30 protein-coding genes and 1 riboswitch are annotated in these 26,485 nt (G+C 42.0%); of the genes, 21 read left to right on the top strand and 9 right to left on the bottom strand.

All coding sequences use genetic code 11. The annotated features are described in order from the left end of the window. Nucleotides 1-295 precede the first annotated feature (295 nt). The 5 genes from AA84_RS19620 to AA84_RS0106595 all read left to right on the top strand — a co-directional run bounded on the left by AA84_RS19620 (nucleotide 296) and on the right by AA84_RS0106595 (nucleotide 2,780). Nucleotides 296-568, top strand: coding sequence for an ATP-binding protein DrrA1-3 family domain-containing protein (locus tag AA84_RS19620; protein ID WP_028976542.1), 273 nt, complete (start codon nucleotides 296-298; stop codon nucleotides 566-568). Next, entirely contained in the window at nucleotides 565-1,365 is an 801-nt protein-coding gene (locus AA84_RS0106580; RefSeq protein ID WP_028976543.1) for an ABC transporter permease, read from the top strand. The genes AA84_RS19620 and AA84_RS0106580 overlap by 4 nt, the downstream gene beginning before the upstream one ends. A 239-nt stretch (nucleotides 1,366-1,604) precedes the next feature. Beyond that, a complete protein-coding gene (gene tnpA / locus AA84_RS0106585; RefSeq protein WP_028976544.1) occupies nucleotides 1,605-1,910 on the top strand; it encodes an IS66 family insertion sequence element accessory protein TnpA in 306 nt (101 codons plus the stop codon). Next, on the top strand, nucleotides 1,907-2,278 hold the full coding sequence (gene tnpB, locus AA84_RS19625) for an IS66 family insertion sequence element accessory protein TnpB (protein WP_051577842.1): 372 nt from the start codon (nucleotides 1,907-1,909) through the stop codon (nucleotides 2,276-2,278). Before tnpA ends, tnpB begins: the two co-directional genes overlap by 4 nt. Nucleotides 2,279-2,300: 22 nt before the next feature. Continuing rightward, nucleotides 2,301-2,780, top strand: a complete 480-nt coding sequence (locus AA84_RS0106595; protein WP_028976545.1) for a hypothetical protein — start codon at nucleotides 2,301-2,303, stop codon at nucleotides 2,778-2,780. Nucleotides 2,781-3,587: 807 nt separating this feature from the next. On the opposite strand, the gene AA84_RS0106600 is transcribed toward AA84_RS0106595, so the two are convergent. After that, the gene (locus tag AA84_RS0106600) at nucleotides 3,588-4,460 is read right to left on the bottom strand and encodes a dihydrodipicolinate synthase family protein (RefSeq protein WP_028976546.1); all 873 of its coding nucleotides are present in this window, start codon (nucleotides 4,458-4,460) and stop codon (nucleotides 3,588-3,590) included. Between the two features lie 98 nt (nucleotides 4,461-4,558). Further along, nucleotides 4,559-5,179, bottom strand: coding sequence for a YczE/YyaS/YitT family protein (locus AA84_RS0106605; RefSeq protein WP_028976547.1), 621 nt, complete (start codon nucleotides 5,177-5,179; stop codon nucleotides 4,559-4,561). Nucleotides 5,180-5,299: 120 nt separating this feature from the next. Between AA84_RS0106605 and AA84_RS0106610 the strand changes: the two genes are divergently transcribed. The 4 genes from AA84_RS0106610 (at nucleotide 5,300) to AA84_RS0106625 (ending at nucleotide 7,953) form a co-directional block, all read left to right on the top strand. Further along, the gene (locus tag AA84_RS0106610) at nucleotides 5,300-5,752 is read left to right on the top strand and encodes a MarR family winged helix-turn-helix transcriptional regulator (RefSeq protein ID WP_028976548.1); all 453 of its coding nucleotides are present in this window, start codon (nucleotides 5,300-5,302) and stop codon (nucleotides 5,750-5,752) included. A 25-nt stretch (nucleotides 5,753-5,777) separates the two neighbouring features. Continuing rightward, entirely contained in the window at nucleotides 5,778-6,296 is a 519-nt protein-coding gene (gene paiA / locus AA84_RS0106615) for a spermidine/spermine N(1)-acetyltransferase (RefSeq protein ID WP_028976549.1), read from the top strand. Nucleotides 6,297-6,427: 131 nt separating this feature from the next. Continuing rightward, on the top strand, nucleotides 6,428-7,042 hold the full coding sequence (locus tag AA84_RS0106620; RefSeq protein WP_028976550.1) for a TetR/AcrR family transcriptional regulator: 615 nt from the start codon (nucleotides 6,428-6,430) through the stop codon (nucleotides 7,040-7,042). Between the two features lie 80 nt (nucleotides 7,043-7,122). Next, nucleotides 7,123-7,953: an SDR family NAD(P)-dependent oxidoreductase gene (locus AA84_RS0106625; protein ID WP_028976551.1), complete on the top strand. Its 831-nt coding sequence runs from the start codon at nucleotides 7,123-7,125 to the stop codon at nucleotides 7,951-7,953. Nucleotides 7,954-8,385: 432 nt separating this feature from the next. Here AA84_RS0106625 and AA84_RS17310 read toward each other — a convergent pair whose 3' ends face one another. Next, nucleotides 8,386-8,814 (bottom strand): RpnC/YadD family protein, encoded by a 429-nt coding sequence (locus AA84_RS17310; RefSeq protein WP_128191227.1) that lies wholly within the window; start codon nucleotides 8,812-8,814, stop codon nucleotides 8,386-8,388. Nucleotides 8,815-9,028: 214 nt separating this feature from the next. Then, a riboswitch (FMN riboswitch) is annotated at nucleotides 9,029-9,166 on the top strand. A gap of 134 nt (nucleotides 9,167-9,300) precedes the next feature. On the opposite strand from AA84_RS17310, the gene ribD reads away from it, so the two are divergent. From ribD to ribH, 4 genes are read left to right on the top strand one after another with little or no spacing between them, the layout of a single operon-like run. After that, nucleotides 9,301-10,365, top strand: coding sequence for a bifunctional diaminohydroxyphosphoribosylaminopyrimidine deaminase/5-amino-6-(5-phosphoribosylamino)uracil reductase RibD (gene ribD / locus AA84_RS0106635; protein ID WP_236628065.1), 1,065 nt, complete (start codon nucleotides 9,301-9,303; stop codon nucleotides 10,363-10,365). Next, nucleotides 10,366-10,992, top strand: a complete 627-nt coding sequence (locus AA84_RS0106640; protein WP_028976553.1) for a riboflavin synthase — start codon at nucleotides 10,366-10,368, stop codon at nucleotides 10,990-10,992. Further along, complete coding sequence (gene ribA, locus AA84_RS0106645; protein ID WP_010023752.1) at nucleotides 10,985-12,190, top strand: GTP cyclohydrolase II; 1,206 nt, start codon at nucleotides 10,985-10,987, stop codon at nucleotides 12,188-12,190. The genes AA84_RS0106640 and ribA overlap by 8 nt, the downstream gene beginning before the upstream one ends. After that, on the top strand, nucleotides 12,187-12,663 hold the full coding sequence (ribH, locus tag AA84_RS0106650) for a 6,7-dimethyl-8-ribityllumazine synthase (RefSeq protein ID WP_010023751.1): 477 nt from the start codon (nucleotides 12,187-12,189) through the stop codon (nucleotides 12,661-12,663). Before ribA ends, ribH begins: the two co-directional genes overlap by 4 nt. A gap of 103 nt (nucleotides 12,664-12,766) precedes the next feature. Here the strand turns inward: ribH and AA84_RS0106655 are convergent, their stop codons facing one another. Then, nucleotides 12,767-13,438, bottom strand: coding sequence for a type 1 glutamine amidotransferase (locus AA84_RS0106655; RefSeq protein ID WP_010023749.1), 672 nt, complete (start codon nucleotides 13,436-13,438; stop codon nucleotides 12,767-12,769). Nucleotides 13,439-13,732: 294 nt separating this feature from the next. Between AA84_RS0106655 and AA84_RS0106660 the strand changes: the two genes are divergently transcribed. The 8 genes from AA84_RS0106660 (at nucleotide 13,733) to AA84_RS0106695 (ending at nucleotide 21,136) form a co-directional block, all read left to right on the top strand. Beyond that, nucleotides 13,733-15,604, top strand: coding sequence for a heavy metal translocating P-type ATPase (locus tag AA84_RS0106660; protein ID WP_028976554.1), 1,872 nt, complete (start codon nucleotides 13,733-13,735; stop codon nucleotides 15,602-15,604). 97 nt (nucleotides 15,605-15,701) lie between these two features. Beyond that, nucleotides 15,702-15,929, top strand: coding sequence for a heavy-metal-associated domain-containing protein (locus AA84_RS0106665; protein WP_028976555.1), 228 nt, complete (start codon nucleotides 15,702-15,704; stop codon nucleotides 15,927-15,929). A gap of 28 nt (nucleotides 15,930-15,957) precedes the next feature. Beyond that, entirely contained in the window at nucleotides 15,958-16,500 is a 543-nt protein-coding gene (locus tag AA84_RS0106670) for a ferritin-like domain-containing protein (RefSeq protein ID WP_028976556.1), read from the top strand. 18 nt (nucleotides 16,501-16,518) lie between these two features. Further along, the gene (locus AA84_RS0106675) at nucleotides 16,519-17,187 is read left to right on the top strand and encodes a Crp/Fnr family transcriptional regulator (RefSeq protein ID WP_201770044.1); all 669 of its coding nucleotides are present in this window, start codon (nucleotides 16,519-16,521) and stop codon (nucleotides 17,185-17,187) included. A gap of 916 nt (nucleotides 17,188-18,103) precedes the next feature. Then, nucleotides 18,104-19,231, top strand: coding sequence for an IS4 family transposase (locus tag AA84_RS0106680; protein WP_037563194.1), 1,128 nt, complete (start codon nucleotides 18,104-18,106; stop codon nucleotides 19,229-19,231). A gap of 170 nt (nucleotides 19,232-19,401) precedes the next feature. Further along, entirely contained in the window at nucleotides 19,402-19,758 is a 357-nt protein-coding gene (locus tag AA84_RS19630; protein WP_420542176.1) for a hypothetical protein, read from the top strand. A gap of 165 nt (nucleotides 19,759-19,923) precedes the next feature. Continuing rightward, nucleotides 19,924-20,541, top strand: coding sequence for a Fe-only nitrogenase accessory AnfO family protein (locus AA84_RS0106690; RefSeq protein ID WP_028976560.1), 618 nt, complete (start codon nucleotides 19,924-19,926; stop codon nucleotides 20,539-20,541). An 82-nt stretch (nucleotides 20,542-20,623) separates the two neighbouring features. Continuing rightward, nucleotides 20,624-21,136 carry an acyl-CoA thioesterase gene (locus AA84_RS0106695; protein ID WP_010026629.1) on the top strand — a complete coding sequence of 171 codons (513 nt, stop codon included), beginning with the start codon at nucleotides 20,624-20,626 and terminating at the stop codon, nucleotides 21,134-21,136. A gap of 423 nt (nucleotides 21,137-21,559) precedes the next feature. Here the strand turns inward: AA84_RS0106695 and AA84_RS0106710 are convergent, their stop codons facing one another. From AA84_RS0106710 to nrdJ, 5 genes are read right to left on the bottom strand one after another with little or no spacing between them, the layout of a single operon-like run. Beyond that, nucleotides 21,560-22,372 carry an ATP-binding protein gene (locus tag AA84_RS0106710; RefSeq protein WP_028976562.1) on the bottom strand — a complete coding sequence of 271 codons (813 nt, stop codon included), beginning with the start codon at nucleotides 22,370-22,372 and terminating at the stop codon, nucleotides 21,560-21,562. Between the two features lie 38 nt (nucleotides 22,373-22,410). Then, complete coding sequence (locus AA84_RS0106715; RefSeq protein ID WP_028976563.1) at nucleotides 22,411-22,995, bottom strand: cob(I)yrinic acid a,c-diamide adenosyltransferase; 585 nt, start codon at nucleotides 22,993-22,995, stop codon at nucleotides 22,411-22,413. A 44-nt stretch (nucleotides 22,996-23,039) separates the two neighbouring features. Then, nucleotides 23,040-23,468 carry a DUF4430 domain-containing protein gene (locus AA84_RS0106720; RefSeq protein WP_028976564.1) on the bottom strand — a complete coding sequence of 143 codons (429 nt, stop codon included), beginning with the start codon at nucleotides 23,466-23,468 and terminating at the stop codon, nucleotides 23,040-23,042. 33 nt (nucleotides 23,469-23,501) lie between these two features. Further along, nucleotides 23,502-24,002 (bottom strand): ECF transporter S component, encoded by a 501-nt coding sequence (locus AA84_RS0106725; RefSeq protein ID WP_051575325.1) that lies wholly within the window; start codon nucleotides 24,000-24,002, stop codon nucleotides 23,502-23,504. Between the two features lie 20 nt (nucleotides 24,003-24,022). Further along, nucleotides 24,023-26,248 (bottom strand): ribonucleoside-triphosphate reductase, adenosylcobalamin-dependent, encoded by a 2,226-nt coding sequence (nrdJ, locus tag AA84_RS0106730; RefSeq protein WP_028976566.1) that lies wholly within the window; start codon nucleotides 26,246-26,248, stop codon nucleotides 24,023-24,025. Nucleotides 26,249-26,485: the final 237 nt, after the last annotated feature.

Genomic DNA, 26,485 nt, shown 5'->3' on the forward strand with positions numbered 1-26,485 from the left:
TCCCTCGCATGGCACACATGTCCCTCGTTTATGTCCTAAGTGTCCCAAAAACATGGCATAACTGGGCTTTTGCGATGGCAATATACATATAGTTCATAAACCAAAATTTTTAGTTCTTGACGAACCAACGACTGGGTTAGACGTAAGTGCCTCAACAACTTTACTCAATTATTTAAAAGAGTTATCAAAAGATAACAAATCTATAGTCATTTCGTCACATGATCTGGATCTACTTGAATCATTTTGTACAAAAATTATATTTATAGTTAGTGGCAAAATTAAATTTTTCGGAGACATGTCTCATTTTTTAAGTAACAGTCAAAATTTGAAAATATTAACGATTAATTTTAATGGTAAATTGACTGATGATTCCATACAGTCTTTGAAAGAAAGATGCGTAGATATCGTAAATTGGAAACCTCTTGAGATAAAATTAAGCAAGCAGACTTCGATTAATTCAATATGGGATTGTTTAGCATCTGTCGTACAAATAAATAGTATTCAAGAAAAAAAACCGTCTCTCAGAGATATTTTCTTAGAGACTCAAAGAGAGAGGGCGGGGAAATGACACCAAATGAATTTAGAAACAATCGACAATTGGGTTTACGTGGATTTTTTATAGTAGTTTTAATAGAAATGAAGGCATTTTGGAATAATAAAAATATATTATATTCTAAGGTTTTGACGCCTATTTTTTATTTTCTTTTTCTTACTGTTGGTATTAAACAATCAATGGATAATTTTGAGTATCAGGGGCAAAACGTAAATTATATTCAATATACGACCATAGGAATTTTTGGTATATTGATAATTTCACAAATGTCTCAAGCGGTGTACAGAACTGTTATTGATAAAAGATGGGGATTATTACCTATAAAATTATTTAATGGAATTCGTCCAAAATACTATGTAATTGGGATGTCCACTTTTCCGTTAATTTCAGTTTTTATTCAGGTGTTGATTGTGTATAGTCTATCAGTAGCTATTCAAAATAGCATAAGCTTTTATAGTTTCATTATAATTGTATTTTTTTCTTTAATATGTCTTATATTTTGGACCTCATTAGGGATTATTATTTCATTAATGGTTAAAAATTATCAGCAGAGGGATATCTTATTGAGTGTGTTGTATTTGCCAATATCTTTTACAGCACCAACTTTTTATAGTTTAGATCATGCTCCAATTTATATACTCGTTCTATCCCATCTTAATCCTTTAACCTATCAATTAAATGCTATGAGGTCGGTTGTTTTTGGAAATATTAATTTTCAGATGATTGGCATCACGTTGGCATTATCGTTATTAATGTATTTATTCGCAGTTTTTCTTATTAAGCGCGCTCCACTCTTAAGCGAAGAAAAATAATATTTGAAAAACATTTGTGACCTTTTTGAATGGCAATTTTTTTGAGATTCAGATTTTTTGCATTTAGAATTATAAAAATAACCCACACCTATTCACAATGATCTGTACCCTGTCAAGTTGACAATCGAAATAATGAAAGCTCATTTTAATTTTTAACGTAAGCGTCAAATAATGGACACCTTCTCTTGATCAGTCAAGCATGCGATAATGCCTCTATCAAATGATCTGGAGGATGATCCATGACGCGTATCGAGTTACAAAATCTTTGGCAAGAGCGCATGAAAGATTTTGAGAAAAGTGAACAGAACGGCAAAGAATGGTGTTCGACACAAGGAATTTCACTCAGTCAATTTCGATATTGGCGACGTAAGCTAAGATTGATGCCAGCGACACCTTCAACGCATTCATGGATGACCATGGATTTTGATCGTGCACAGAAACAAGAGAGTCTTTTTGTCCATCTTGGAGTTTCAAGGATCGAGGTCCACGCCGGGTTCGATCCGGATCTGTTGGCTGATGTGGTTCGTGTGTTGCGAACGCTATGATTCGGGATTCGATCATTGAGCAAGTGTATTTAGCCAAAGGTCCTACGGACCTGAGAAAGTCGATTGATGGGTTGTCCGTTATCGTACAGGAAGGCTTTCATCTTAATCCTTTTTCCTCCTGCCTATTTGTGTTCTGTAATCGTAAGCGGGACAAGTTAAAAATCTTGCATTGGGAATATAACGGCTTTTGGCTTTATTATAAGCGTCTGGAGAAAGGAGCCTTTGCATGGCCAAAGGCTGACGATTCCTCGCCTTCTTTAAAAATTACGCGACGACAGCTGAATTGGCTGTTGGATGGCAAATCAATACACACATTTACACAATTCGTTGAAACCATAGAACTGAGTACATATAAAATCTTGATCTAGAAGGACAAGAGGGGGAATTAGGGTGTCTAATATTTATTACTCAATAAAGAATGGAGTAACAAATTTAATCAAATGGTTTCCCGTAATATGGACAGATAGAGATTATGACAATGCATATCTTTATAAGCTATTATGGAAAAAGCTACAAAATATGGCCAATATGCAAAGAAGAGAGGGTCATTCAACAAACTCAGAAGAAATAGCTGAACAAATAGAATATGCGGCAAATCTGGCACATAGGTTGTGGAAGAATAATTACCTTGAAGAAACACTTAACAAGTATGACTACTATACAAAATATCCAGCTATTGATGCTAATGAAATTATGCATGTTGCTGATCAACCAAATAAAGATGGAAATTATGATGTTACACAGAGTATAAATACGATACAATTAAAATTATTTCGTCAGTGCGGGACAGAAGCTGATGATCTTTTTGAAGAAGAACATAAACAATTATTCGATTACTTGAAAAGGTATTCGGAAAGTTGGTGGGATTGATTGAATCGTAGTTTCAGTAATAGGGAAGAACAAGTCATCATAAGCAAGAAAGAGGTTTAAAAATCCGTATCTAAGAATAGTCAAAGGAATTGACTATATTTGACCGTATTTAATGAATCCCTTCCTAAAGCTAAATATTTTTCGTTGACTCCGCTTGATGATGGTGTCTGGGCAGCGCTTTCTATACCTGGAACTGGCTCGTGGTCAAATGCGGGGATCAAACAGTTGTTTTTGACGCGTTCGCTACCCCCACGGCTGCCGATGATTTACGAATGGTTGCTGAATCCCCGCACAATACGCATCATATGGTGCACCTAGCATCTTTCATTACAATATAAAGTCCTTGCTGGAAAAGGGAAAAGGATCCAGTAATTTGTAAAACCGGTAAGATTGCGGGACGAGGCCTCCTATTTATCAAACCTTATTTAAGTATATTTAACTCATCAAAGCCCCAATAAACCAACTTTTTGCTCTTTAACTCCGTTCATAGCAAACGAGTGGGGATAAAGACAAATACAAATTAAGCAATAATGCCTATTTCACGGCGTTTATTGTGATGAATAAAAACTGTTAAAGATGATAGGGTTCCCTAGGGAATCTCTTCCAGAGAGTGGCCTCATAAATAGTGCCCTTTCCAAGCAGCTTGTTAGAAACAAGGCAAATTACTTTTCTTTCCTTTTTTATACTGACACTTACGAGGACCATATTCTTTGTTGCACATTTCTCCTATCCAGAAAAACTTTTATCAATTGGAAAAGGCCTGTGCGAACGTAGTGATTCGTACAGGTGTTTCGTAATTGTATTTTGTTACTTTGAAAAAGCTTGGTCAATAATCTTTTTCTCTTCTTCACTTAAAACGGAAAGGGGTTCACGGCAGATTCCGACATCAATCTTTTGCTTTTCAAAAAGATATTTAACTGAACGCAAGGTTCCCATTTCCATGATTGAATGGATATAGGGTAAAAGTTTAGTCAGCTGTTTTTCTCCGGCCTCAGTTTTTCCTTCATGAATCGCTTTGATCATGAACTGGATTTCATTTGGAAATATATTTCCTATAATACTTGTAATGCCGTCAAATCCTAACTGATGATTTTTAATAAGCGACAAATCATCTCCGGATAAGACCATGAATGCCTTACCCAGTTGTTTTTTGATATGGGGTACAGTATTGGGATTGCCCGCCTGTTTGAATGCAACGATTTGTGGGTTTTTGTCAATCAACTTGAAGAGTGTTTCCAGATGCAGATCGAATCCTGTTCGTGGAGGATTGTTGTAAAGCATGATTGGCAATGTCGTTGTATGGCAAATCTTTTCCACATAAGTGATCGCTTCTTGTTGGCTAATGCGTAAATAAGGAGGGAAGCCCAGCATGATACTATCGAGTCCCGATTTCTCCGCAGAAACAGCTAGGGCCATTGCATCCTTTGTTCGAACAGCAGCGACACCGCCATATAAGATCAGGTCATCTTTTGCTTCTTTTTTTACTTCGCTGAATAAAGCTGCGCGTTCTTCATAAGTCATTGAATGCTGCTCGCCGGTAGATCCGCTAATCAATAATGCAGGAACGCCCTGCTTCTTATAGTATTCGATTAAAGGGGGAATTCCTTTTAAATAGAGATCGCCATTCGTCGAAAAAGGTGTAATCATAGCGACACTGAAAGGTAAAAAAGGTTTGTTCATTTTTCCATCTCCTAATCTCTATTTTTTATACTCTTGAATTGTCAAACGAAGTCTTTGGCTTTGCCCAAGACTTGGCTGTACCCTGAACATTCCACTGTTTATTGAGCACGCTCAAGATGGCGGTCTATTTGTAAGCGGCCAAATACTTTTTTAGTTAGTGACATGAAGTAATTGAGTAGGGGTCCCCCTAAACAAACCGTTAATAGAGTTCCAACACCAATGGGTCCATTTAAAATGACTGCGATGATCAAAAATAGGACGTAAATGAGCGTCCTTGAAAAAAATATATTTGTTCTCGTTAATTCTTGAATAATTAATGTTAATCGGTCAACTGGAATCGGGGCGAAATTTGTATGTAAATAGATTGACGTTCCTAATCCGATAACAACTAAGCCGATTCCAAAATAAACCGCTTTGCTGTACCATTGTTCAGGTGTTACAAAAAAGTGCAATAAAAAAAGCCACAGATCAATACCGATTCCTGTTATAAGTGATGTTAACAACCCTAAAAATTCTGGCCTTTGTCTTTTTAATAATGAATTACAACTTATTAATAGTAAAGCAAGTATAATTTCCCAACTTCCTACAGTAAACCCTACATTTATAGATAGGCCTACCAAAAGTGCATCAAAGGGTGAAGTTCCGAGGTCCGATTGTATCGTGAAAGAAATACCAAGAGTTAATAGTAAAATGCCTAGTACATAAAAAGCATATTTCACTTTATTTTGCCACTTCCTCTTGATCAATGTTTTTGTTGTAAATGCAATAAAATTAGTTTAAATTTAATATATATCATAGTTGTTGCATATGCAATAAAAATATTTGTGAAGGAGTTAATGATGAAGGAAATTCTCCGTGAAGTTGGAATGATTGCCCGGGCACTAGATTCGATAAGCAATATAGAATTTAAAGAATATGAACTGACAAAAGGGCAGTATTTGTACCTTGTGCGAATAGGTGAAAACCCGGGAATCATTCAAGAAAAGTTAGCTGAGATGATCAAAGTGGATCGAACAACAGCAGCTCGTGCCATTCAAAAACTTGAAATGAAGGGTTTTATTGAAAAAAAAGATGATGAACATAACAAAAAAATAAAAAAACTCTTTCTCACAGAAAAAGGGAAAAAGGTATTTCCTTTTATTAAAAGAGAAAATGATTATTCGAATAGCGTTGCATTAGCGGGACTTTCCGGAGAAGAAACAGAAACGATTTTTTATCTTCTTCAAAGAGTTAGAAAAAATGTAGAAAAAGATTGGGAATTTGTAAAAAAGGGAAACAAAAGAAATTATTGATCGATAAAAGGAGTGCCATTTTAAAATGACTATAAGGATTAGCAAGTGCTGCCGTGAAGACTTACCAATACTCCAAGAAATAAGTATTGAAACTTTTGACCAGACATTTAGGGAGCAGAATTCTCCGGAAACGATGAAAGCCTATTTAGAAGAAGCATTTAATGTGAAACAGCTGGAAAAAGAAATGTCTGACCCCTCTTCAGAGTTCTTTTTCATCTATCTCAATAAAGACCTTGCTGGTTATTTGAAGATAAATGTTAATGATGCTCAGTCTGAAAAAATGGGCGATGAATCACTTGAAATAGAGCGGATTTATATTAGACGCACGTTTCAAAGAAAAGGACTTGGAAAGTATCTCATTAATCAAGCGCTGGAGATGGCCCGCATTCAAAATAAAACAATGGTCTGGCTAGGTGTTTGGGAAAAGAATGAGAAGGCAATTGCCTTTTATAAGAAATTTGGTTTTGTACAAAATGGAGCCCATTCCTTTTATATGGGTGACGAGGAACAGACGGATTTCATCATGAAAAAACCCCTTGTTTGAATTCAGAAGTTCGAATTAATCCTCTGCTCGCCCATGATGATCATTACATTAACAGAAGTGTTCTTCCATTAAAAGTTTATTCACCTCTATTAGAGGCTGCATCGATTGATTTATGGAGAACGCATGTGAGGGTGGAGTTAAAAACAATTGACAGCGACCGACCGTTCGGTTACCATTGCTGTATGAAAAATAAAGATAAAAATAAATTACAAATGATTCTTCATGCAGTTCTAAGTCTGACTTCAACGAATGATCTGGTCAATTTGTCGATCAGCAAAATTGCTGCGGCAGCAGGAATATCCAAGTCAACGGTCTATGTCTATTTTAAAGATAAAGAGGAGCTACTTTCCAAAACCTATATGTACGTAAAGGATTTGATGGACGAAGGTATTGCCGAAGTTGAAGCGAAGCATCCGGATTTAGATGAACGCATCGGCGCATTCATTCGCCACTTTGTTCAGCGCTATCAGCGTTATCCTAAAGAAGCGAAATTTATGGAGGCGGTTCAAACCAATCCGAGTGTAGTCAGCGAAGAGGCGCACCAATATGCCGAAACGACGGCTGCGCCTATTTACAGGGCTTTTGAAGAAATAGTTGGAAATCCGGAGTTTGTTCAGGCACCGGCCTATGTGTACGCGACTTTCTTTTCTTTACCTATGAAAATGGCAGAGATCAATGGGACAATGACAGATTCGGAACTGGATTCGATCATTTGTATGGTGCTGAATGCAATGAAAAGGCGTTAAAGATTGACGGGAGCGCAGAAATGCGCTTTTTAATAAAATATAAAAAGACCGAACGTTCGGTCTTGATAGGAGCCATAATCATGCAAAATGAAAAAAGAGTGGTATTAATTACAGGCGCATCGTCAGGTATGGGGTATGCAAGTGCTAAATATTTTCATGATCACGGTTGGGTCGTTTATGCAGGTGCCAGACGAACGCAACGTATGAAAGATCTGAATGAACTCGGCATTCATGTCCTCCCGTTGGACGTTACAGACAATGAATCAAATCAAAATTTTGTCGAGACGGCAATAAAAGAACAAGGCCGAGTCGATGTATTGATCAATAATGCAGGTTATGGAGAGTACGGTCCACTGGAAGAAGTTAACCTTGAAAATGCCAAATATCAATTTGATGTCAATTTATTTGCGGCCGGTGAATTGTCTAAGCTGGTCTTGCCGCTGATGCGGAAGCAACAATTTGGACGGATGATCAATGTGACGTCGGTTGGAGAAAATGTTTATATGCCTCTTGGTGGATGGTACCATGCGACTAAAGCAGCGCTGGGGATATGGTCAGATGTACTCGATATGGAAATCAGACAATTTGGTCTCCGGAGCATTGTGATTCAACCGGGAGCTACTCAGTCTGAGTGGGGAGACATAGCAATGCAAAAAGCGGAAAAGAATTTAAAAGCAGACTCACCCTATAGGAAACTCGTGCTGGCGATCAAGAAGCTTTTATTTTCTTTTCAAGCATCGGCAACGTCTGATGATTTAGCAAAAATTTTCTATAAAGCTGCGACGGATTCAAATCCCTCAAGAAGGTATTATCATTCATTAACAGATAGAATTGCGGTACGGATTGCAAGAAATCATCCGTCCCTTTGGCGCTTTGGCATGTGGAAAATGATGCGTCGAATGGGAAAATGACGAAGTGAAAATGTCGTCATTAAAACGACTCTGTTTAACACGATTTTGGCGAGAATTCCCCGCTTCAAGCTTTGCGAGAAGCTAAGCGGTAAGATGAATCGCTTTCTTTAGTGTCTCGTTACCATTGGCAATAATCACGATTGACTAGAATAAGCGTTCGCACTATGATTTGTGTATAAAAGGATTTCCTAAGCAGGTGGGTGAGCCCATGATCCAGAAAAAAGCCTACACGTTTAGACTGTATTCCATCAAAGAACATAAAACAGGGTTCCGGTCTTTATATGCATCTGAAGCAACATGAATTTTTCCGAATTTATCACCTATGTGGGAGACGATCAATAGATGGAAAGTTTTGGGATTGCTACTCTTTTACCGAATCCGCAGCTGAACAGGCATCACTTCTTAGAATGATGCCTGTTCATTATTTTGTGCTTATTTATTCATCTTGATGAGCTCTTCTATTGATAACCCGGTTAATTCGGCGATGGTGTGGAGGTCTATTTTCTTTTGAAGCATACGCAGCGCCATCTCTTTTCGAGCTTCTATTTTGCCTTCAGTTTTACCTTTCTTCAATCCGCGATCATAGAATGAATTCGGCCATTTGATGACTTGTTCTCGCTCATCTTTCGGTAATGCATGGACTTCTTTCATGAGTTGATCCACCTCATTTTCACTCAGATTTAAATAGGTTTCAAAAAAACCGTTGATCATGCTGCTGCGTGCTTCATCAAGCTGCAAACCGGCCATCTGCCTGAGAAAGGCAAGCCGAACGGCTACACGTTCTTTCTTTTTATAATTCATTTTACTCATCAAAGCGGCACTTGCAGGATTGTTGCTGTGCATAAATGCGTGCCAGTTCATTTTGCCCAGTTCCATCTTATAAAAACGAAATCGCATGGTATCAAGAAAAGGGGTTTTGATGATGAATTCATTCGGTTCATCGCTTATTCTTACTCCATCATAACTGAAAATGGCAATCGGTAAAACAGGTTTTCTGAATTTTAAATAAATCATTGAAAAAACGAAAAAGTAGACAGATCAAATGTAATGATTTAGTATTACAAGTAAAGTTGAATATATTCTTCGGGGCAGGGTGTAATTCCCGACCGACGGTAATAAGCAAGTAAGCTTAAAGTCCGTGACCCGCAATTTTGCGGTGGATCTAGTGAGAGTCTAGAACCGACAGTTAAAGTCTGGATGGGAGAAGAATTTAGTATTATTGCAATTCTAACGAGGATTGTATCTTTTTTGCTATGGTCTAGTTAGATAATAATAAAACTAAGTCTATTTTGTGTTGCCCCGTAGGTTACTACGGGGCTTTTTGTATCTTTTTAAAGAAAGGGGGACGTGCAATTGGATGAACGGTTCATGAAAAAAGCAATTGAGCTGGCTGAAAAAGGTGGTCGAAACACATATAGAAATCCACGAGTGGGTGCCGTTATTGTGAAAAATAATCGCATTATTGCAACCGGCTATCATGCGAGATTTGGTGAAAAACATGCGGAAAGAATGGCCATTGACCATTGTGCTCACCCCGAAGAACTGCACGATTCAACTTTATATGTCACTTTAGAACCTTGTACACATTACGGCAAACAGCCGCCGTGTGTGCAAGCGATCATTGACAGTGGGATTAAGCGCGTGGTCATTGGCCAACTTGATCCTAATCCGATTGTTGCTCATAAAGGCGCAGCAATCTTAAAAGCCCATCAAATTGACGTGAAAATGAATTGTCTCACGAGTGAAGCTGAATCACTAAATAAGCACTATAACTATTTCTATCGACATAAAAAACCGTATATTGTGTTGAAACAAGCCCTTAGTTTAGATGGAAAAATAGCAGCTAAACCAGGTGAAAGAACGGCGATTACCGGTAAACGGGCGAATCGATTTGTGCATGAAGAGCGATTAGGCTATCAAGCGATTCTAGTCGGAAGTGGCACGGTTTTAGCAGACAATCCCATCTTATTACCCAGTGGAAACAGTGATTATCCACCCATTCGAATAATCGTAGACAGAAGCGGGAAGACGCTGCATTTTGAAGCGTTTAAATTATTTGAGCATCCAGAGCCAATTTGGATTTTTACGAGAAGTGCATTACAAGAAAAGGCACCCGATCATGTGAAAATTATCCAAACCGATGATTTCTCAATACCAAAGATTGTGGATGATATTGGACAGCAAGGGGTGCAATCCATCTATGTTGAAGGCGGCGCGCAGATTCATCACACCTTTTTGCAAGCGCATTGCTATGAAGAAGTGATTACTTATCTCGCGCCTAAGTTAATTGGCGGTACCGGTTTATCCGCCTTTTCCGGCAATGGAATGATCGATCATGAAAATAATTTGACATTCAAAAGTATCGAACGTATTGGTGAGGATTTACGAATTGTCAGTGAGAGGGTGAAGTAAATGTTTACAGGGTTAATTCAAACGGTCGGGAAAATAAAACGGGTGAATAAGCAGCAACATCACATCACGTTGACGGTATCTGTAGAAGATACGGATCGATTAAAGGGTTTCAAAGTTGGCGATAGCATGGCAATAAACGGTGTTTGCTTAACGGCAACCACTGTTGAAAAGGATTGCTTTTCCGTTGACGTTATGCCGGTAACCTTTCAGAAAACGACTTTTTCGCAAATGAAAGAAGGCACTTTAGTCAATTTAGAGCGCGCAATGTCTCCAAATGACCGGTTTGAAGGGCATATCGTCTCTGGGCATGTTGATCAAACCACTCGATTAATTCAAAAAATGAAGTACGAAAACTCACTTAAATTAACCTTTTATTATCCACCAGAACTAAAAGGTGAAATTGTTCCACAAGGCTCAATTGCTGTCAATGGCACGAGCCTGACGGTTGATGATGTCAAACCGGGAACATTCGCTGTAGCTTTGATCCCACATTCTTTAGAAAATACGAATTTTGATCGTTTAGTAAAAGGGGATTATGTCAATTTGGAGACCGATGTCGTCGGTAAATATGTGAAGTCATTATTGAGAACAACGATTCATTTAAACGAGGAAGGGTATCATGCGTGAAGAAAAGATCCTACATGCGGTTGAAGCGTTAAAAGCAGGGCAATTAATTATTGTTGCTGATGATGACAATAGAGAAGCTGAAGGCGATCTAATCGGGCTATCAAGTAAAGTGACCCCCGAAGCGGTTAATTTTATGACCAAAAACGCTCGGGGCTTACTCTGTGTACCTGTAACAAAGAAGATTGCACAACGGTTAGATTTACATGCGATGACGGCTGAAAATTCCGATGCTTTTGGAACAGCTTTTACAATTAGTGTCGATCATAAAGAAACGACTACAGGCATTTCAGCATTTGACCGAGCGAAAACGATAAAGGCGCTCGCTGATCCGAACAGTGAGCCAAGCGATTTTTTACGGCCGGGACATATCTTTCCGCTAATTGCTGAAAATGCAGGCGTTTTGAAAAGAAGAGGCCACACGGAAGCGGCGGTTGATTTAGCAAGACTGGCTCATGAAGAGTCCGCTTATATTTGTGAAATTCTAAAAGAAGATGGCAAAATGGCGAGAACGGCCGACTTAAAAGCGTTGGCTCGGAAATGGCAACTCGATTTTATAACCATTGCCGAGTTAAGCGACTATTTAACCCATCAAAAGAAGAGCGCCGATGTCACAGTCCAATTACCTACTAAATACGGTGATTTTAAATTATCGCTCTACCTTGACCATGAAGGAAAAGAACAATTGGTCCTATCAATGGGCGATTTAAAGAAGAGCAAGGAGCCCCCGTTGATTCGCGTGCATTCAGAATGTTTGACTGGAGATGTATTTGGTTCGCATCGCTGTGACTGCGGCGAACAATTAGATCAGGCAATGAAGCAAATTGCTGAAGCGAAAATAGGTGCCATTTTATATTTACGTCAAGAAGGCAGGGGGATTGGCCTACGGAATAAGCTAAAAGCATACAAACTTCAAGAAGCAGGTATGGATACTTATGAAGCGAACGTTGCTTTAGGATTCTTACCTGATGAAAGACACTATGCGCAAGCGGCATGGCTATTAAAAAACGAAGGGGTTTCAAAAATTAAGTTACTCACCAATAATCCTGAAAAGATAGCAGAGCTACAGCAACATCATATTGAAATTGTCGAACGTGTACCACTCGAAACAACGGTTTATCAAGAAAATAAGCATTATTTAAAGACGAAGCAAGAAAAGTTCCATCACATGTTATCACTCGAAAAGGGGATTAAATCATGACGGTTTATGAAGGAAAATATCAAGGAGAACATGTAAAGGTCGCCATTACCATTGCTCGTTTTAATGAATTGATTACATCAAAATTACTTGCAGGTGCTAAGGATAATTTGATAAGACACGGCGTTGACGCGAAGAACATCGATGTTTACTGGGTACCCGGTGCCTTTGAATTACCGTTTATTACCAAAAAAGTAGTCGCTACTCAAAAATATGATGGGGTCATTACTTTAGGGGCTGTTATTCGAGGCGCAACCACACATTATGAACTCGTAAGTAATGAAGTAGCCAAAGGCGTAGCGCAAATCGAATTAAATTCAGATATACCCGTCATGTTTGGCGTACTGACCACGGAAACGATTGAACAGGCGATCGAACGTGCAGGGACTAAGAGTGGGAATAAGGGGAGTGAAGCAGCACAAGGATTACTTGAAATGGTATCGCTAAATGAATTGATGGAAAATAAAAAATCCTGAATGGCTACAGGATTTCTATCATTCGTTTTTAGCTGTTGTTTTTAGCGTTTATCCTATTGGCTTTTTGAGGAGTTACTTCAATGAGGAGTAGCTCCTTTTAAATTTATTTGTTCTTCACTAAGTAGTCTAGGAGTTTAAATAAAACCGTTTTGTTTTGTTCAGGAATACCAAAGTCGGTTATTTCTTCAGCGCTTTGCACGAATTGTGAGTGATCAATATAATCTCCGTCATGGGTGAGTAATCCCTGAATACGATTAGGGGTCATTTCCAGATGAAATTGCAAGCCAATCACTTTTTCACTGTAGATAAATCCCTGGTTTTCACATGCCGCGCTGCTCACTAATCGTTCCGCTCTATCGGGAAGTTCAAATTGCTCGCCATGCCAATGAAAAACAGTCAATTCCTCTGGTATAAACGGTAACCTTGAAGAAACGGAACGTATTGGATGCCAGCCTACTTCTTTATCGCCTTGAATAACAGCGGCTCCTAATGCTTTAGCAATCTGTTGAGCGCCTAAACAGACGCCAAATACAGGCTTATTTTCGGAAATGGTCTTTCTGATTAATCTGCGCTCTTCGTCAATCCATTGTTGATCCTGATCATTTGCACTCATTGGTCCGCCGAGTAGGATCAGAAATTCAAGATCATCGATCCGGGGTATTGAGGGATTTTCATAGAGCTTATGCATGCGAAAGGTATGGCCATTATCGTTGCCCCATTCTTCAATAGATGCGAGTCCTTCAAAGGGAACGTGCTGCAATACGTCAATGTTCATGTCATCACCCACTTTATCGATTTTGCAATCCGTCAATCAGCCTTGTTTTGCTTTGTACATTGCGGTCAATCATCCGCTTCTTGCATCTTCGTTTAAAAATCATTGATTCAATCATAGCGCATCTTTTAGCTTCAATAAAGTCTTCCCATACCAAAAAGGAACCTTAGCCGCACGAACTTCAGCAATGAAATCGAATCATTGATGCTACAATAAATCGTTACTTCTTGACAGCGGTCAATTTTAAATTCTTCGTCTCCGTTTATCCTTGAGTTATAAAAAGGAGGGGGAGGCTGTATGAACGTCCAGAAATGGGTACAGAAGCATAACCAACACATCACCTATTTGACCGGTGCTTTGATTGTCCTCGGCTTTTTAAGTAAAGGACTTTTTCATTGGGAATTAGGTTATACGGCGACCTTTATCGCGGCTACACTTGTCGGCTTTTTACCGGTTTTGATTCATGCATGGCAGGCCTTGAGCGTAAAGGTCATCAGTATCGAATTGTTAGTCAGTATCGCTGTGATCGGTGCCCTTTTCATTGGTGAATATAACGAATCGGCGATCGTTGTCTTTCTGTTTTTGTTCGGGAGTTATCTGGAGCAGAAAACCTTGCAGAAAACGCGCAACTCAATTAAAACCCTGACTGAAATGGCTCCGACGAAAGCTTGGGTTTATCAAGAGAATGGTCAGGTGCAGGAAACGGATAGTGATGAAGTCAATGCGGGTGATGAGCTCTTAGTGAAGACGGGTGCACAGGTCCCGGTGGATGGGGTGATCACCTCAGGTCACGGCTATCTGAATGAAGCCAGTGTCACGGGCGAATCGCGGGTTGTTGATAAGTCGGTCGGCGCGACCGTTTTCGCCGGGACTCTTTTAGACAATGGAACGTTACGCATTAAGGCAACTCGTGTGGGTGAGGATACCACATTCGGTAAGATCATTGAATTGATTGAAGAAGCTCAGGATACGAAATCACATGCGGAAAAGTTTATTGATCATTTTGCCCGCTACTATACGCCAGCCGTTCTCTTATTGGGAATAATTGTCTGGGGGATCACGCAGGACATCCGTCTGGCCATCACAATCTTAGTCCTGGGTTGCCCGGGGGCCTTAGTGATCGGTGCTCCGGTATCCAATGTCGCCGGTATCGGTAATGGCGCAAAACGCGGCGTTCTGATCAAAGGCGGCGAGATCATGAATACGTTCAGTAAGGTGGATACGTTAGTCTTTGACAAAACGGGCACGCTAACGAAAGGACAGACTGAGCTCGTAGAAATGAAGGCCATGCCTGGTCAGCAACGTGGATTAGCCTATACAGCTGCTATTGAAAAGGAATCCGATCACCCACTTGGTCGGGCGATCTTAGCCTATGCCGAGGCGCACGCTATTGAGTACAGTCATCTGAAGGTGACGCAAACCAAAGTGGTTAAGGGTAAGGGAATCCGGGCAGTTGTGGAAAATCAGACCGTCCTGGTTGGTAATCGTAACCTGTTAACTGAAGCCGGGGTTCGACTGAACCAGGAACAGGAACGAAAATTAACTGAGATGGAAGAGAAAGGAATATCCACCGTTTTAGTTGCGGTCGATCAGCAACTGGCGCTTATGCTTGGTATCGCCGATACGCCAAGAGACGGGGTTAAAGCAGCTTTAGCAGCGTTAAAAGCAATGGGCATCAAAAGAATGGTTATGCTGACGGGTGACAATGTGCGGACCGCGCAGGCGATTAGCCAGCAACTTGGTATTGATGAAGTTCATGCAGAGCTGTTGCCGGAAGATAAAGTGGGTTATGTAGAAAAGTTGAAGAAGGCGGGGCATACGGTTGCTTTCATCGGGGATGGCGTCAATGACAGCCCATCCCTTGCCTCGGCACATATCGGCATTGCCATGGGCAGCGGGACCGATGTTGCGGTGGAAACCTCAGACATTGTTTTGATGAAATCCAGATTTACCGAGCTTGTCCATGCTTATGGATTAACGAAGAAAACGGTAAAAAATATGAAAGAAAATATTGTTATTGCCATTGCTACCGTTGCTTTCTTATTGATCGGTCTGATCTTTGGCTATATTTATATGGCGAGCGGCATGTTCGTCCATGAAGTCAGCATTTTAGTGGTCATCCTGAACGGGATGCGTTTGTTAAGCTACCACACGAAGCATGCTGCATAACACTTAGCTCTTATTTCTAAAAGTTGATACCTGTCAATTTATTAATGAACGAATCGCTTTAAACTGAAAATGTAAAGAAAAGAAAGGGGCGTTCAAGATGACAAAAGTGATTTTACAATTAGAGGCGCTGACCTGTCCGTCATGTCTGCAAAAAATTGAAACCGGCCTTGCGCATCAGGAAGGCATTCTAAAGTCGAAAGTCTTGTTTAATTCCAGCAAGGTTAAAGCAGAAATCGATCCAGATAAGATCTCAGCCAAAGCGGTTGCGCAGATCGTGTCGAAACTCGGTTATGAAGTCGAATCGGTAAAAGTAAAGGAATCTTAAGGATCATAAATTCAGAGGAGGAACGCGTATGTCAATCGATGCGTTGTATGAAGCAGAAGTTTCTCAGTCGGAGAAAGATCACCACATCCCGACCGCCGGAGCGATGACCGGTCATATTTTAGCCAATCTGAAGATTCATCAGGAAAAGCTGGCTCAGGCCGTTTCTTATGCCAAAGGATCCGAAACTCCATTTTTAAAGGAATTCTTCAGCCAGGCGATCCAAACAGAAATCAGGTTATTTGACGAGCTTGCACAAGTGTTGTTAGATGAAAGCGAAGTGATTCCGACAACAACTGAGGAGTTCAACCGTTACAGTATGTTGGAGGAGCATGGGAAATTCAAGTATCTCTCTGCTAAAGAATGGCTTGTGGCTGCAGTGAAAGACTTTGATACGCAAAATCTGTTTATCACGCGCGCGATTAAATTAGCTGAAAAAGAGGATAAACCGGTACTTCAAGCGTTTCTGGTGCAGCAATTAGGCTGGAATAATTGCAAGATCCGTGAGTTACAGGCGTTCTTAGGTCATGCTCCTCGAGAGGGATTAGAAGAAGACGATGATGATGATGATTAATTAATGGAGGTTTGAATGATGGGGAAGCATAGCTGTCTGATCTTGGTCCCTCTGTTCAATCATTTGGACGAATCTGATTTAGAAAAAATTGATCAACTGACCAAACGTCATGTCTATAAGAAAGCGGAACAGATCTTCAAACCGTATGATCAGAAGCAGTTGACCATCGTAGCCAAAGGACGCATGAAAGTCTATCAGATTTCCGGCTCTGGTCGCGAGCAGCTTCTGCGCGTTGTCGAACCGGGTGGGTATGAAGGCGAAACGGCATTATTCGGTACAGAAAACGACAGCTCATTTGGCGAAGCGCTTCAAGAAACGGTGGTATGCACACTGGCTCACCAGGACTTCCGGAAGCTGCTGCTGACGTATCCTCAGATCAGTCTGAAATTATTAGAGACGAATGCAGAAAAACTGGTTTCTGCGGAGAACCAGTCAAAATTTTTACTCATGGAAGCTGTAGAAACGCGATTAGCGGTCTATCTGCTGGATTTAGCGAAGGCAAAGGGTTCCCTGACCTTCGATTTACCTGTGAAAATGAAGGAATTAGCGGGGTTCTTGGGAACGACCCCAGAAACGTTGTCCCGTAAATTTAAGTTATTAAAGGATAAAGCGTTGATTCATCGCGAGAAGCAAACAGTGACCTTGCTTGATCCGGAAGAACTTGAAGCGCGTTATGTCATCAATTAGAAAGTCCCGTCAGGAAAAGCTGACGGGACTTTTTGACAGGTAAAGAAAGTTTATGATTCTGCCCCTTCTTCAACCAATAGACCAGTGTCTTGGCTAAGAATCAAAACGGAGGTACTCTGGCGCCTGCGGGATCGCGCCTAGTTGATGCGTGCCAGCGAGTAACCGATAAAGGCGTGCACGTCGTGTGCACAACGCGGAAGTCATCACATCCTGTGGAAGTAAGGACCGGGCGTATTTTGCCTGGTTTTTCTTGTAAGTAGATAAATGTATATGAGCACTGGTCGCTGCTTCTCTCTTATGAATCATTCTCGATAAGGCTTGCTAGTTGAGGACTGCAATTGCCTTCTAATCGCATAAGATTATCCCGGGACATATTATCTAGAAAATGGTTGATAATTTGAGAACCATAATTGAGACAGTACTGAGATTAATCCATTTGTTGTCACCAGCAGACCTTTTGATAATCGCGCATTAAGGATGGCGAACATGAGCTCCTTCGTCCATGGCGTATCCCCTCCGCACCTACACCCATCCAGAACGAATTGATCGGCATCGGTACAGAACCTCATTAGATCGCCATCCTTCATTCAGGTTGATTGAAAGATGAAAATCCTGCAAAACATGATGTTGAAGTAAGCTTCACTTCAAACCAATAGCGTTTACTTAACAGGCCATAAACAATAGTTATAAATTACTACGCTGAAAATTGTAACAATTATAAATAATTTAAAACTTATGAAAAATTTGTTAACAAACAACAAAATGTATTTACTTTTCATCACTAGCGTTGCAGTAATTAAAGCTGATGATTCAAAATACTAGGAATGTTCGGATTTAAGGTGGTTAGCCAACAAAAAAATCCTTTACAATGGAAGGATAGGTGATTCTATCCAAATCCAAAGAAAAGGATTTACGCATGGATAAGAATACACATCTCTCTTCATTTTCGCAATGGTTAAATCAGATAGATTTTAAACAGCTTGACGAAACACTCGGACAAACCGGCGGTGACAAGTATGTGAAAAAGCTGACGACAAAGGCCTATATGACCCTTTTTCTGTATGCTCATCTTCAGAAAGAAGACAGTCTGCGTTCGATTTCGGACTGTGTCTTAGGTGAAGAGCTTCAGAAAGCAACGGGTCTTTCGTCGATCAGCGCCTCACAACTCTCAAGAAAAAATAACTCGGTTGACCCTCAACTGTTGATGACGATCTTTCTTGATCTCGTCGCCAAAATTAAAGGCAAACGAGCGCCCAAAATTGATGAACGGCTTAAGGTTGTGGATTCGACGACGATACCCCTGAATGCTCAGCGATATCCATGGGCTCACTTTCGCAAAACCAAAGCCGGTGTCAAGCTGCACCTTCGCCTTGTCTTTATGGGAAAAGGGCAAGTGTTTCCGGAAAAAGCAGTCCTTACATCAGCTCAAGTCAATATCCGCTCGCAACTCGATGTGCTCGTTGACGAGAAAGAAGCCATGTATGTCTTTGATCGAGGCTATGTGGACTACCAGGCCTTTGATCGTTTTTCAGAAGAGGGGATGTTCTTTGCTTCCCGTTTAAAAAAGAACGCCGTAATCCATGTCCTGCACGACTATAAAGTACCCGAGAAAAGTTCTATTTTATCGGATCAAATGATCCTGCTGGGCGGCGTTCAAAACCAAACGGAAAATGCCTTCCGTCTAATCGTGGCTAAAGACGATCAGGGTAAGAACATCCGGATCATCACCAATCGCTTTGACTTGTCGGCGACAGAAATCAGTGATGTCTATCGCCATCGATGGGCCATCGAACTTTTCTTCAAATGGCTGAAACAACATGTACGGATTCGAACGTTTTATGGACAAAGTGAGACGGCTGTCCAAAATCAACTACTTTTGGCATTGATTCATTACAGTCTATTCGTTTTGATTCAGCAGAAACTTGAAACAACGCGTTCAGTTCTTCAACTGACCCGATGGTTCAAAGCTGTGCTTTGGAAATCCTGTGAGCAATGGTTCCGCCGTATTCGTTTTCAAATGGAGAAACGGAAACGAGTAACCTAAGGGCACCTTTAAAGGCTGTCGACACCTTGACACTGATTAACTGGATAAAACTGTAAAATGGATCGAGTCACCTTTTAGGTGGACATTAACTTTTTTAGTTTTGGCAGAAAAAATATAATTTCCGAATATTCTCTTAAAATTCATGCAACGCTAGTGATGAGATTATCAATATTTTACTGGATTTTAATATTAGAAGAATTCGACTCTCGGACACAGTTGGCACAGCGACCCCGTCTTTATGCAGACATAAATTTGAACGATTGTCGGTGTCTGCAAAGCCTCAGCCGAAGTTTGGGTTTCATGGGCATAACGATTTGGGAATGGCATTAGCCAATACAATTGAATCCTTAAAGGGTTCCTCCTGCGACTATGCAGATACAACATTACTGGGGATCGGTGAGAGGACGGGGAACTGTGATTTTTTACAGCTGATACGCATTGCTCGGCCGATCTTTAATTTTGGTGTGTCTATTGAAAGAGCAGAAGACATCCAAAAAAAGTTTCTGAAAATCACGCGTTTGTTATAGAGTTGCGTGTTCACATCAGCTATTTTCCTGCTTTTAATTGACTGATAATTACATTTATTTCATGGTAATCACTTCTGCAGGCAATCATAAGCGACACCTTTATTTTGACAAGAGGAAGCTAGGGACAAGCAGCTAAGCTAGGCATGAAGCAGGGGGAGGGTAACAATGGCTAAGCTCGTAGTGTTTTCATCGGAAAACGGACTGTGCCCATTTAAAATGGCCGATCAATTGATTGTTTATGAAAAGATCGAAAAAAGATGGGTGATTAACAGAAAAATAAAAATGAATAATCAACAGCCGCGCTCTATTCGGGCACAAAGAAAGTATGTTGAGGAGCTACTTCCTTTGATTTATGATTGCAAAATTCTTGTCGGGAAAGAGATTAGCGGAATTCCTTATGTCGTTTTTGACAAAGCCGGGTTTCATGTTTTTCAGGTAAATCAACTCTCGGATGAACAGTTTGAAGCAATCATCCGAGAAATCCATTCCATTGAAAGCGACAATGCGGTTAAGAAAGAAATTTTGAAAAAAGCAGTACCGGTACCGACTGAAAATAAAGATGTCTATTTTTTAGATTTGATCAAACTTCAGAAGAGATTTCCAGAAGTCACGTCAAAACAGGCGTTAAAGCCCTTTATATCCCAGACTCCCTTTCTAGAACTGCATTTATATTGCAAGCATACACCACCATGGATTGAAAGGGACGGCAGATATATCGTCGAATCGAAACCGGCGAAAAGCGACCAATATATTGTTATCAAAGCCAAACCCAATCATAAATAATAAATTCAAATCACGAACCGTCTGTTGCGAAAACAGAGGATTTTCAGTATGAACTCAGAAGGGTCGATGAAGGAGGACAACGATGGAATCGAAAAAGGCCAGAGAATCATTTTCAGTGACCTCAATTCACGTTTTACCAAACGATACAAATAACCATGGCACATTTTTCGGTGGAAAACTGATGATGCATGTGGATAATATTTCTTTAACGGCTGCCACTCGCCATTCGCGCAGGCTCGTTGTAACTGCTTCTATTGATTCGGTTGATTTTCTGCGACCGATCTATGCGGGTTCGTCAGTTTGCTTAGAGGCATTTGTGACATGGAGTCACAACACCTCGATGGAAGTATTTGTGAAAATTATTGATGAAAATCTTAAAACCGGTGTACGTCAATTATGCACGACGTGCTTTTTAACTTTCGTAGCACTTGATGACTATGGAAAGCCGACTTTAGTTCCTAAAGTAATTCCTGAAACCGAGGAGGAACAGTTCCTTTTTGAAAGTGCAGAAAACCGTTATCAGAGTCGGAAAAAACGCAAACAGCAAACGAAAGAATTTACTGCAGGACTGACGCTTGAGAAACCTTGGGAATAACTGTCTTATTTTGCGCCACAAGCATCTTCATTTTGGACGACGCTTCTCAGGGTACGACGCCAGAAACTTTATTGCGCAAATTTAAGTTATTGACGAACAAAGATTTGAGCGGCAAAAGTGACACTGCTTGATTCGGAAGAGCTTGAAGCGCCGCTATGTCTGATCAATCAAAAAGAGGGTGTCTCAAAAGTCAATTGACTTTTGAGACACCCTTAAAAAACGTCTATTTTGGGATTAAGCGCGAAGATGCGAGACTCCTGCGGAGCGTTCCCGTTGATCGCGAGCCGGAGGAGACCCCGCAACCCTTACAGGATCAGTCGAGGAGGCTCCTGGATCGCCCGCGGTCGCGCTCTGTTGATGCGAGCAGCTGGAGTGCCCGTCAGGCCAAAGTTAATGAATCAAAGCCGACGCCGTTATTTCTTTTTACTGTTCATCATCCTCGATAAAGCGTGCAAGACGATGGCTGTAGTCACCGTCTAAGTGTACAAGATCCGCTTTGGACATATTCTCTAGAAAACGGTCGATAATTTTAGGACCGTAATCGAGATCGAGTTCTGAGATTGATCGATTTGTCGTCACCAGCAGACTTTTCGATAATCGCGCATTGAGTATGGCGAACATGAGCTCCTTCGACCATGGAGTAATCCCTTCTGCACCAACGTCATCCAGAATGAGCAGATCGGCATCGGCGATGAAGGTCATCAGATCGCGTTCAGTGAGCGTACTCTCCTTCGTCCAGGTTGATTTAAAGATGAGCTTTAGAGCTGGAACATCGATAAATAAGCATGTTTTATGATATTTTTGGTCAAGCAGTTTACTGATCCCCACGGCTAAATGCGATTTTCCGAGGCCGGGTTTGCCATAATAGAACATTCTCGCCGGCTTATTTTCTCCTATTTTTTCAACAAATTCAACGGCATGTTCAACGGCATGGATCTGTGACGCATTCTGAGCGGAAAAATTTTTTAATGTCGCCTGTTTTAAGGCATCGTTGATCGTCGACAGTTCGTAAAAGCGTTCACGCTTGATTCTGTCGGCCTCTTGTAGCGCTTGCTGAGAAAACGAGCAGTCACAAGGCTCGGTGATCGTCGTCCATGAACCTTTTCGCGGCCCGCCGATCATGCGCATTTTATAGACATTCAACGCTCTGCCGCAATTGCGGCAATGGCTCACATTGACTAAGGTTCGCTTCAAATTGATGCCATCTGCATTTAAGAAATTAGCTAAGCGACGCATGGTGACACCAGCCTTTATGAGACGGATTAACGCTGCACTTATTTCTTAGTATCATGCTTATTCCCCCGAAAGACGCGAGCACTTCGAACATAGTCAACATCCTTTACATGGAGCCGAAAGTTGGCAACGCGTGCAGCGGCAAAAAAGTAATCAGAGAGACGGTTGATATAGCGCAAGGGTAGAGAGGACAGTGCCTGATCCTGCTTCATAAGACCTGCGATGCATCGCTCGGCTCGCCGTGCCACGGTGCGGGCGATGTGGAGCGAGGCAGATGCGGCAGTCCCTCCAGGAAGAATAAAGCGTTCAATGTTCGGCGCTTCATCGGTTAACGCATCGATCCGCTTCTCCAGCCAATCGACCATTTCTTGGTGTAATTTGTTCGGTCGTTCCTTAATCACGCTTGCCAGATCGCTGCCGCAGTCAAACAATTCATGTTGAATCTTCTCCAAGTCATCCAAAAGATCCTGAAATAGGGCGGGATCAAGCTGGGCAATGGCCAACCCGACAAAACTATTGGTTTCGTCAACCGTTCCATAGGCCTCGATTCGAATGTCGTCCTTATCCCGCCGACCGCCAATGATGCTTGTCTGCCCCTTGTCACCCGTTCGCGTATAAATTGCCATGGTTTTTCACTTCTTTCGTCAGCATTGCTTCAGTTCTAAAGTCTTTAAAACTTGCTATAGTACCAGACGATCTGATCATTTTTTTGAACCTTTACGGCACCAGCGCCGACATTGGGCTGTTTGCCGTTAACGGTGAACAGCCAGCCGGCGTTCTTTGAGGCTTTTTTGTTGTTTAAGCTTGTCACATAGACCATTTTGCCACTGCCGCTGCTGCTCATTTCGAGATGCTGTTTTTTACTGAATTTTTGAAGCAGGCTAAAGACGGTTTCGTTTTTTGAAAATGCGATTTTGCCTTCTTGTACATGGGAACCGTTCTTAATACTGATAAAAGCGCTTGGAGCAGCAGTTTGAGCCGCATGTGCGGCTGGGTTTGCTGCAGCGTTCTGCGCCGTCTGATGCCCGGCCCAAAAGCCTGCACCAAATAATACGGCGGCTGCAAGTAGCGCAATGATGACGCGATAAATGGTTTTCATTAGTTTTGTCTCCTCTTCGTGTAGGGTGTTTGCTTAACGGGTCTGTTTGTTCAATTTACGGGCTTCAGCTGCGAAGACTTTGAACAAAAGCGGAGAAAACAAACCGAAAATGAGATTGCCTGCCGCGTGATAGAGATCAAAAGGCAGTCCGCTGATCCATAGACCGACGACCGTTAAGGGATTTTGGGTGAAAACAAAATAGGACAAGGCCATGATCATACCAAACACTAATCCGCTCACGACCAGCCATAAGAAATAGAGCCACCGCTTCTGTGGAAGCAGCGCGGACAGGAGTCCGATCAATCCCCACGCGACAAGGTGAAAAAGTGTCCAGTAACCGAGACCGAGAAACAGATCGGAGACCAGCGCGGTTAACAACCCTTCCGCAGCCCCCATTTTCCAGCCAAAAAACCATCCGGTCAGAATGATGATGAGTGTTGCCGGTTGGATATTTACTCCGTGAATCGCAAGTCGGCCGGCGACCGCGGCTGCAGTCAGCAAAGCGAGCAGTGTCATTTTATGAATGGCCAGCATCAAGATACCCTCCAGGTCACTTATTTTACAGGACAAGCGCCACCGACGCAGTCGCTTTGACCGACGATTTCAAGGTCTTTCTGTTCCTTGAGACGGAGCGTTTGATAGAGTTCAGCAACATCCGCACGAATTTTGGCTTTGCGCTCAAGATACTTTTCTTTACTGATTGGCTCTTTTGGTGCCTGAGCGAAGCCGTGTCCGCTGTAGGGAAGCAGCGAGGTTGACTTGCACCGTGTTCGGTATTGCTGAAGCAGACCGGCAATCTTTGAAGCTTCCTCTATATGAAACGTAATGGTGCAGCTGACCGAGTTGTCGGCCCAGTAGGTTTGCAGAAACAGCTGCGTCGCAAACTGTTCGCCGATCGATACATCATTTGCGGATACAAAGCCTTGATGATCGGCACTGCCGGCTTTGACCGGGAATTCGACGACCATCGTATTCTCAGAGTATACATCTTTTTCGATCGTATAGCCGGCTTGTTGCAGCACAGGCAGCAAAGGATCACTGTCCTGAAAACGGATGCGTTGAATCAAGTATTTATCAAAACTAAAGTGCATCCCTTCGGATATCCCGACAAGCTTTGAGACCGTTCCGGATGGCTTGACGGTCGTGTGTTTGATTGATGGACTGCAGCCGAGTGTCTGGGAATACTGTTGATCGGCTTTGACGACCATTTGATAAAAGGCATCAACACGTTGTGCCGCTTGCTCATTAAAAATTGGCTTTTGATACAAGGTTCCGCTTTCTGGATCTTGAGCATCCACAAAGCCGCTGATGAGACGTTCGCCAAATCGTTTGAGTACCCAGTCTTGGATGCCGCTCATTGAGATGCCGATACGCCGGTTTTTCTCGATAATTGTTCTTGAGCATTGCCAATCATAGTGCGAGAACGTGACGCGTTTGGCATAGCGGACGGCAAGACTGAAGACTTCTTCCATCGACCAGCCCATCTCTTCTGCAATCCCGGGGAAGACTTCAAATAAGTTGCAGGGTTCGCCGTTTCCTAATGAGATTTCGCCGCAGGGGTTGGTTCCTTCTGCATCAGCGTCGATGCCTGGCTGACGACCGTCTGCAAACCGCCCGTAGTTGCGGATGTTGTCCAGATTGACGATACCCGGTTCTCCATTTTTGGCAATCGCCTCGGCAACCGCATCGTAGTGATTAAAGTCAGGGGTGACCAGCACACTGTTGTTTGAGGCCCAGCGATGATCCATTAATTGTTCCTGATCCTGTTTCATCGTGACGAAGGCTTGGTCGTCCGGATCACCAAGGGCAATTTCTGCACTGCGGCGCACATTGCCGGCAACGACATTTTTGCCGATTAAATTGCAGATGTCCGTACAGTCCACGGATGTGAGCGATTTCCCGTTTGCCTGATTCAGCACACGGTTTACTGCGCCCAGCATTTCGATGAACGGAACAGGACCTGCGGCTACACCGCCGAATCCTTTAATTTTTTTCCCTTTTTCACGAATCGCGCTGACATCGATGACCACATGTGATGCATGGTCAATCATCGACGAGAAGTGGGCATCAATGAGCAGGGCATTCGATTCCACCCATCCTTCGCGTGTATCCGGCGTTTGGTAGCAGAGACAAGCTGTGCGGTCATGATCCTTATACCAGGTATCGGCATCTTGCGCGCCCGCCTCAAGTGCTGCTGCGTAATCGCCATTTTCTTTACTGATCAGAATATCAAGTTTCACGTGACGCGTCACCGGAGGGATTTGACGAATATTTGCTCTGGAAACGGAGAAACCGACACCACCGCCTTTCATTAATTCGTCAAACAGGAAGGAGAAGGGCATGGATACGGCCGGCTGCTCTTTCTTCAGATAGAAAGGAACGATATGACTGTCCCCATAGGCTTGGGGACGAATCGCAATAAACCAGCAATTATTCAATGCATCGCCGACACGCTGCTGATAGTCCGTACCGGAGATCCAAAGGTTGCGTCCTGATGGGGTGGAGGCAAGGCTGTAAATAAGTTTAAATAAGCGCTCGGCTTCTTTTCCAAGTTCATGGACGGTTGCTTCGGATACCGGATCCGTATGGAGTCTCGGATCCAGATTTATATTGCCTTCAACCACCCGCCTTACTGTTTCGTCCCATTCTTCGTAGCGGCCAAACGGCTCAATCCAGCGGGCATAGGTTCTTTTATAGGTGACCCATCCGAGTTCGCCCCAGTGTGGCTGAACGTCCGACTTTATCTTTTGTATGTAAGCATCTGATAACTTAATCTGCATTATTTTACTCCTCTCGACGATGTTTCCTGCTCATCGTAACTAGATATCGTATTAAAGTCAATCATTTAATCAATATATAGTATTATCAGCTTGTTCGGTTCAATCCTGCATGGTTATCGGATTTTTGGTGTGACAGCCTTTGGATGCATCAATTCAGTAAAATATAGTGTCACATAATTGTCACTTTGTGAAAAGATACCCAATAGACCCTTTATCTGCACATTAACCGTGCGGGCG

The sequence above is a fragment of the Sporolactobacillus terrae DSM 11697 genome (genome assembly GCF_000648615.1).
GTDB classification, from domain to species: Bacteria; Bacillota; Bacilli; order Bacillales; family Sporolactobacillaceae; genus Sporolactobacillus; species Sporolactobacillus terrae.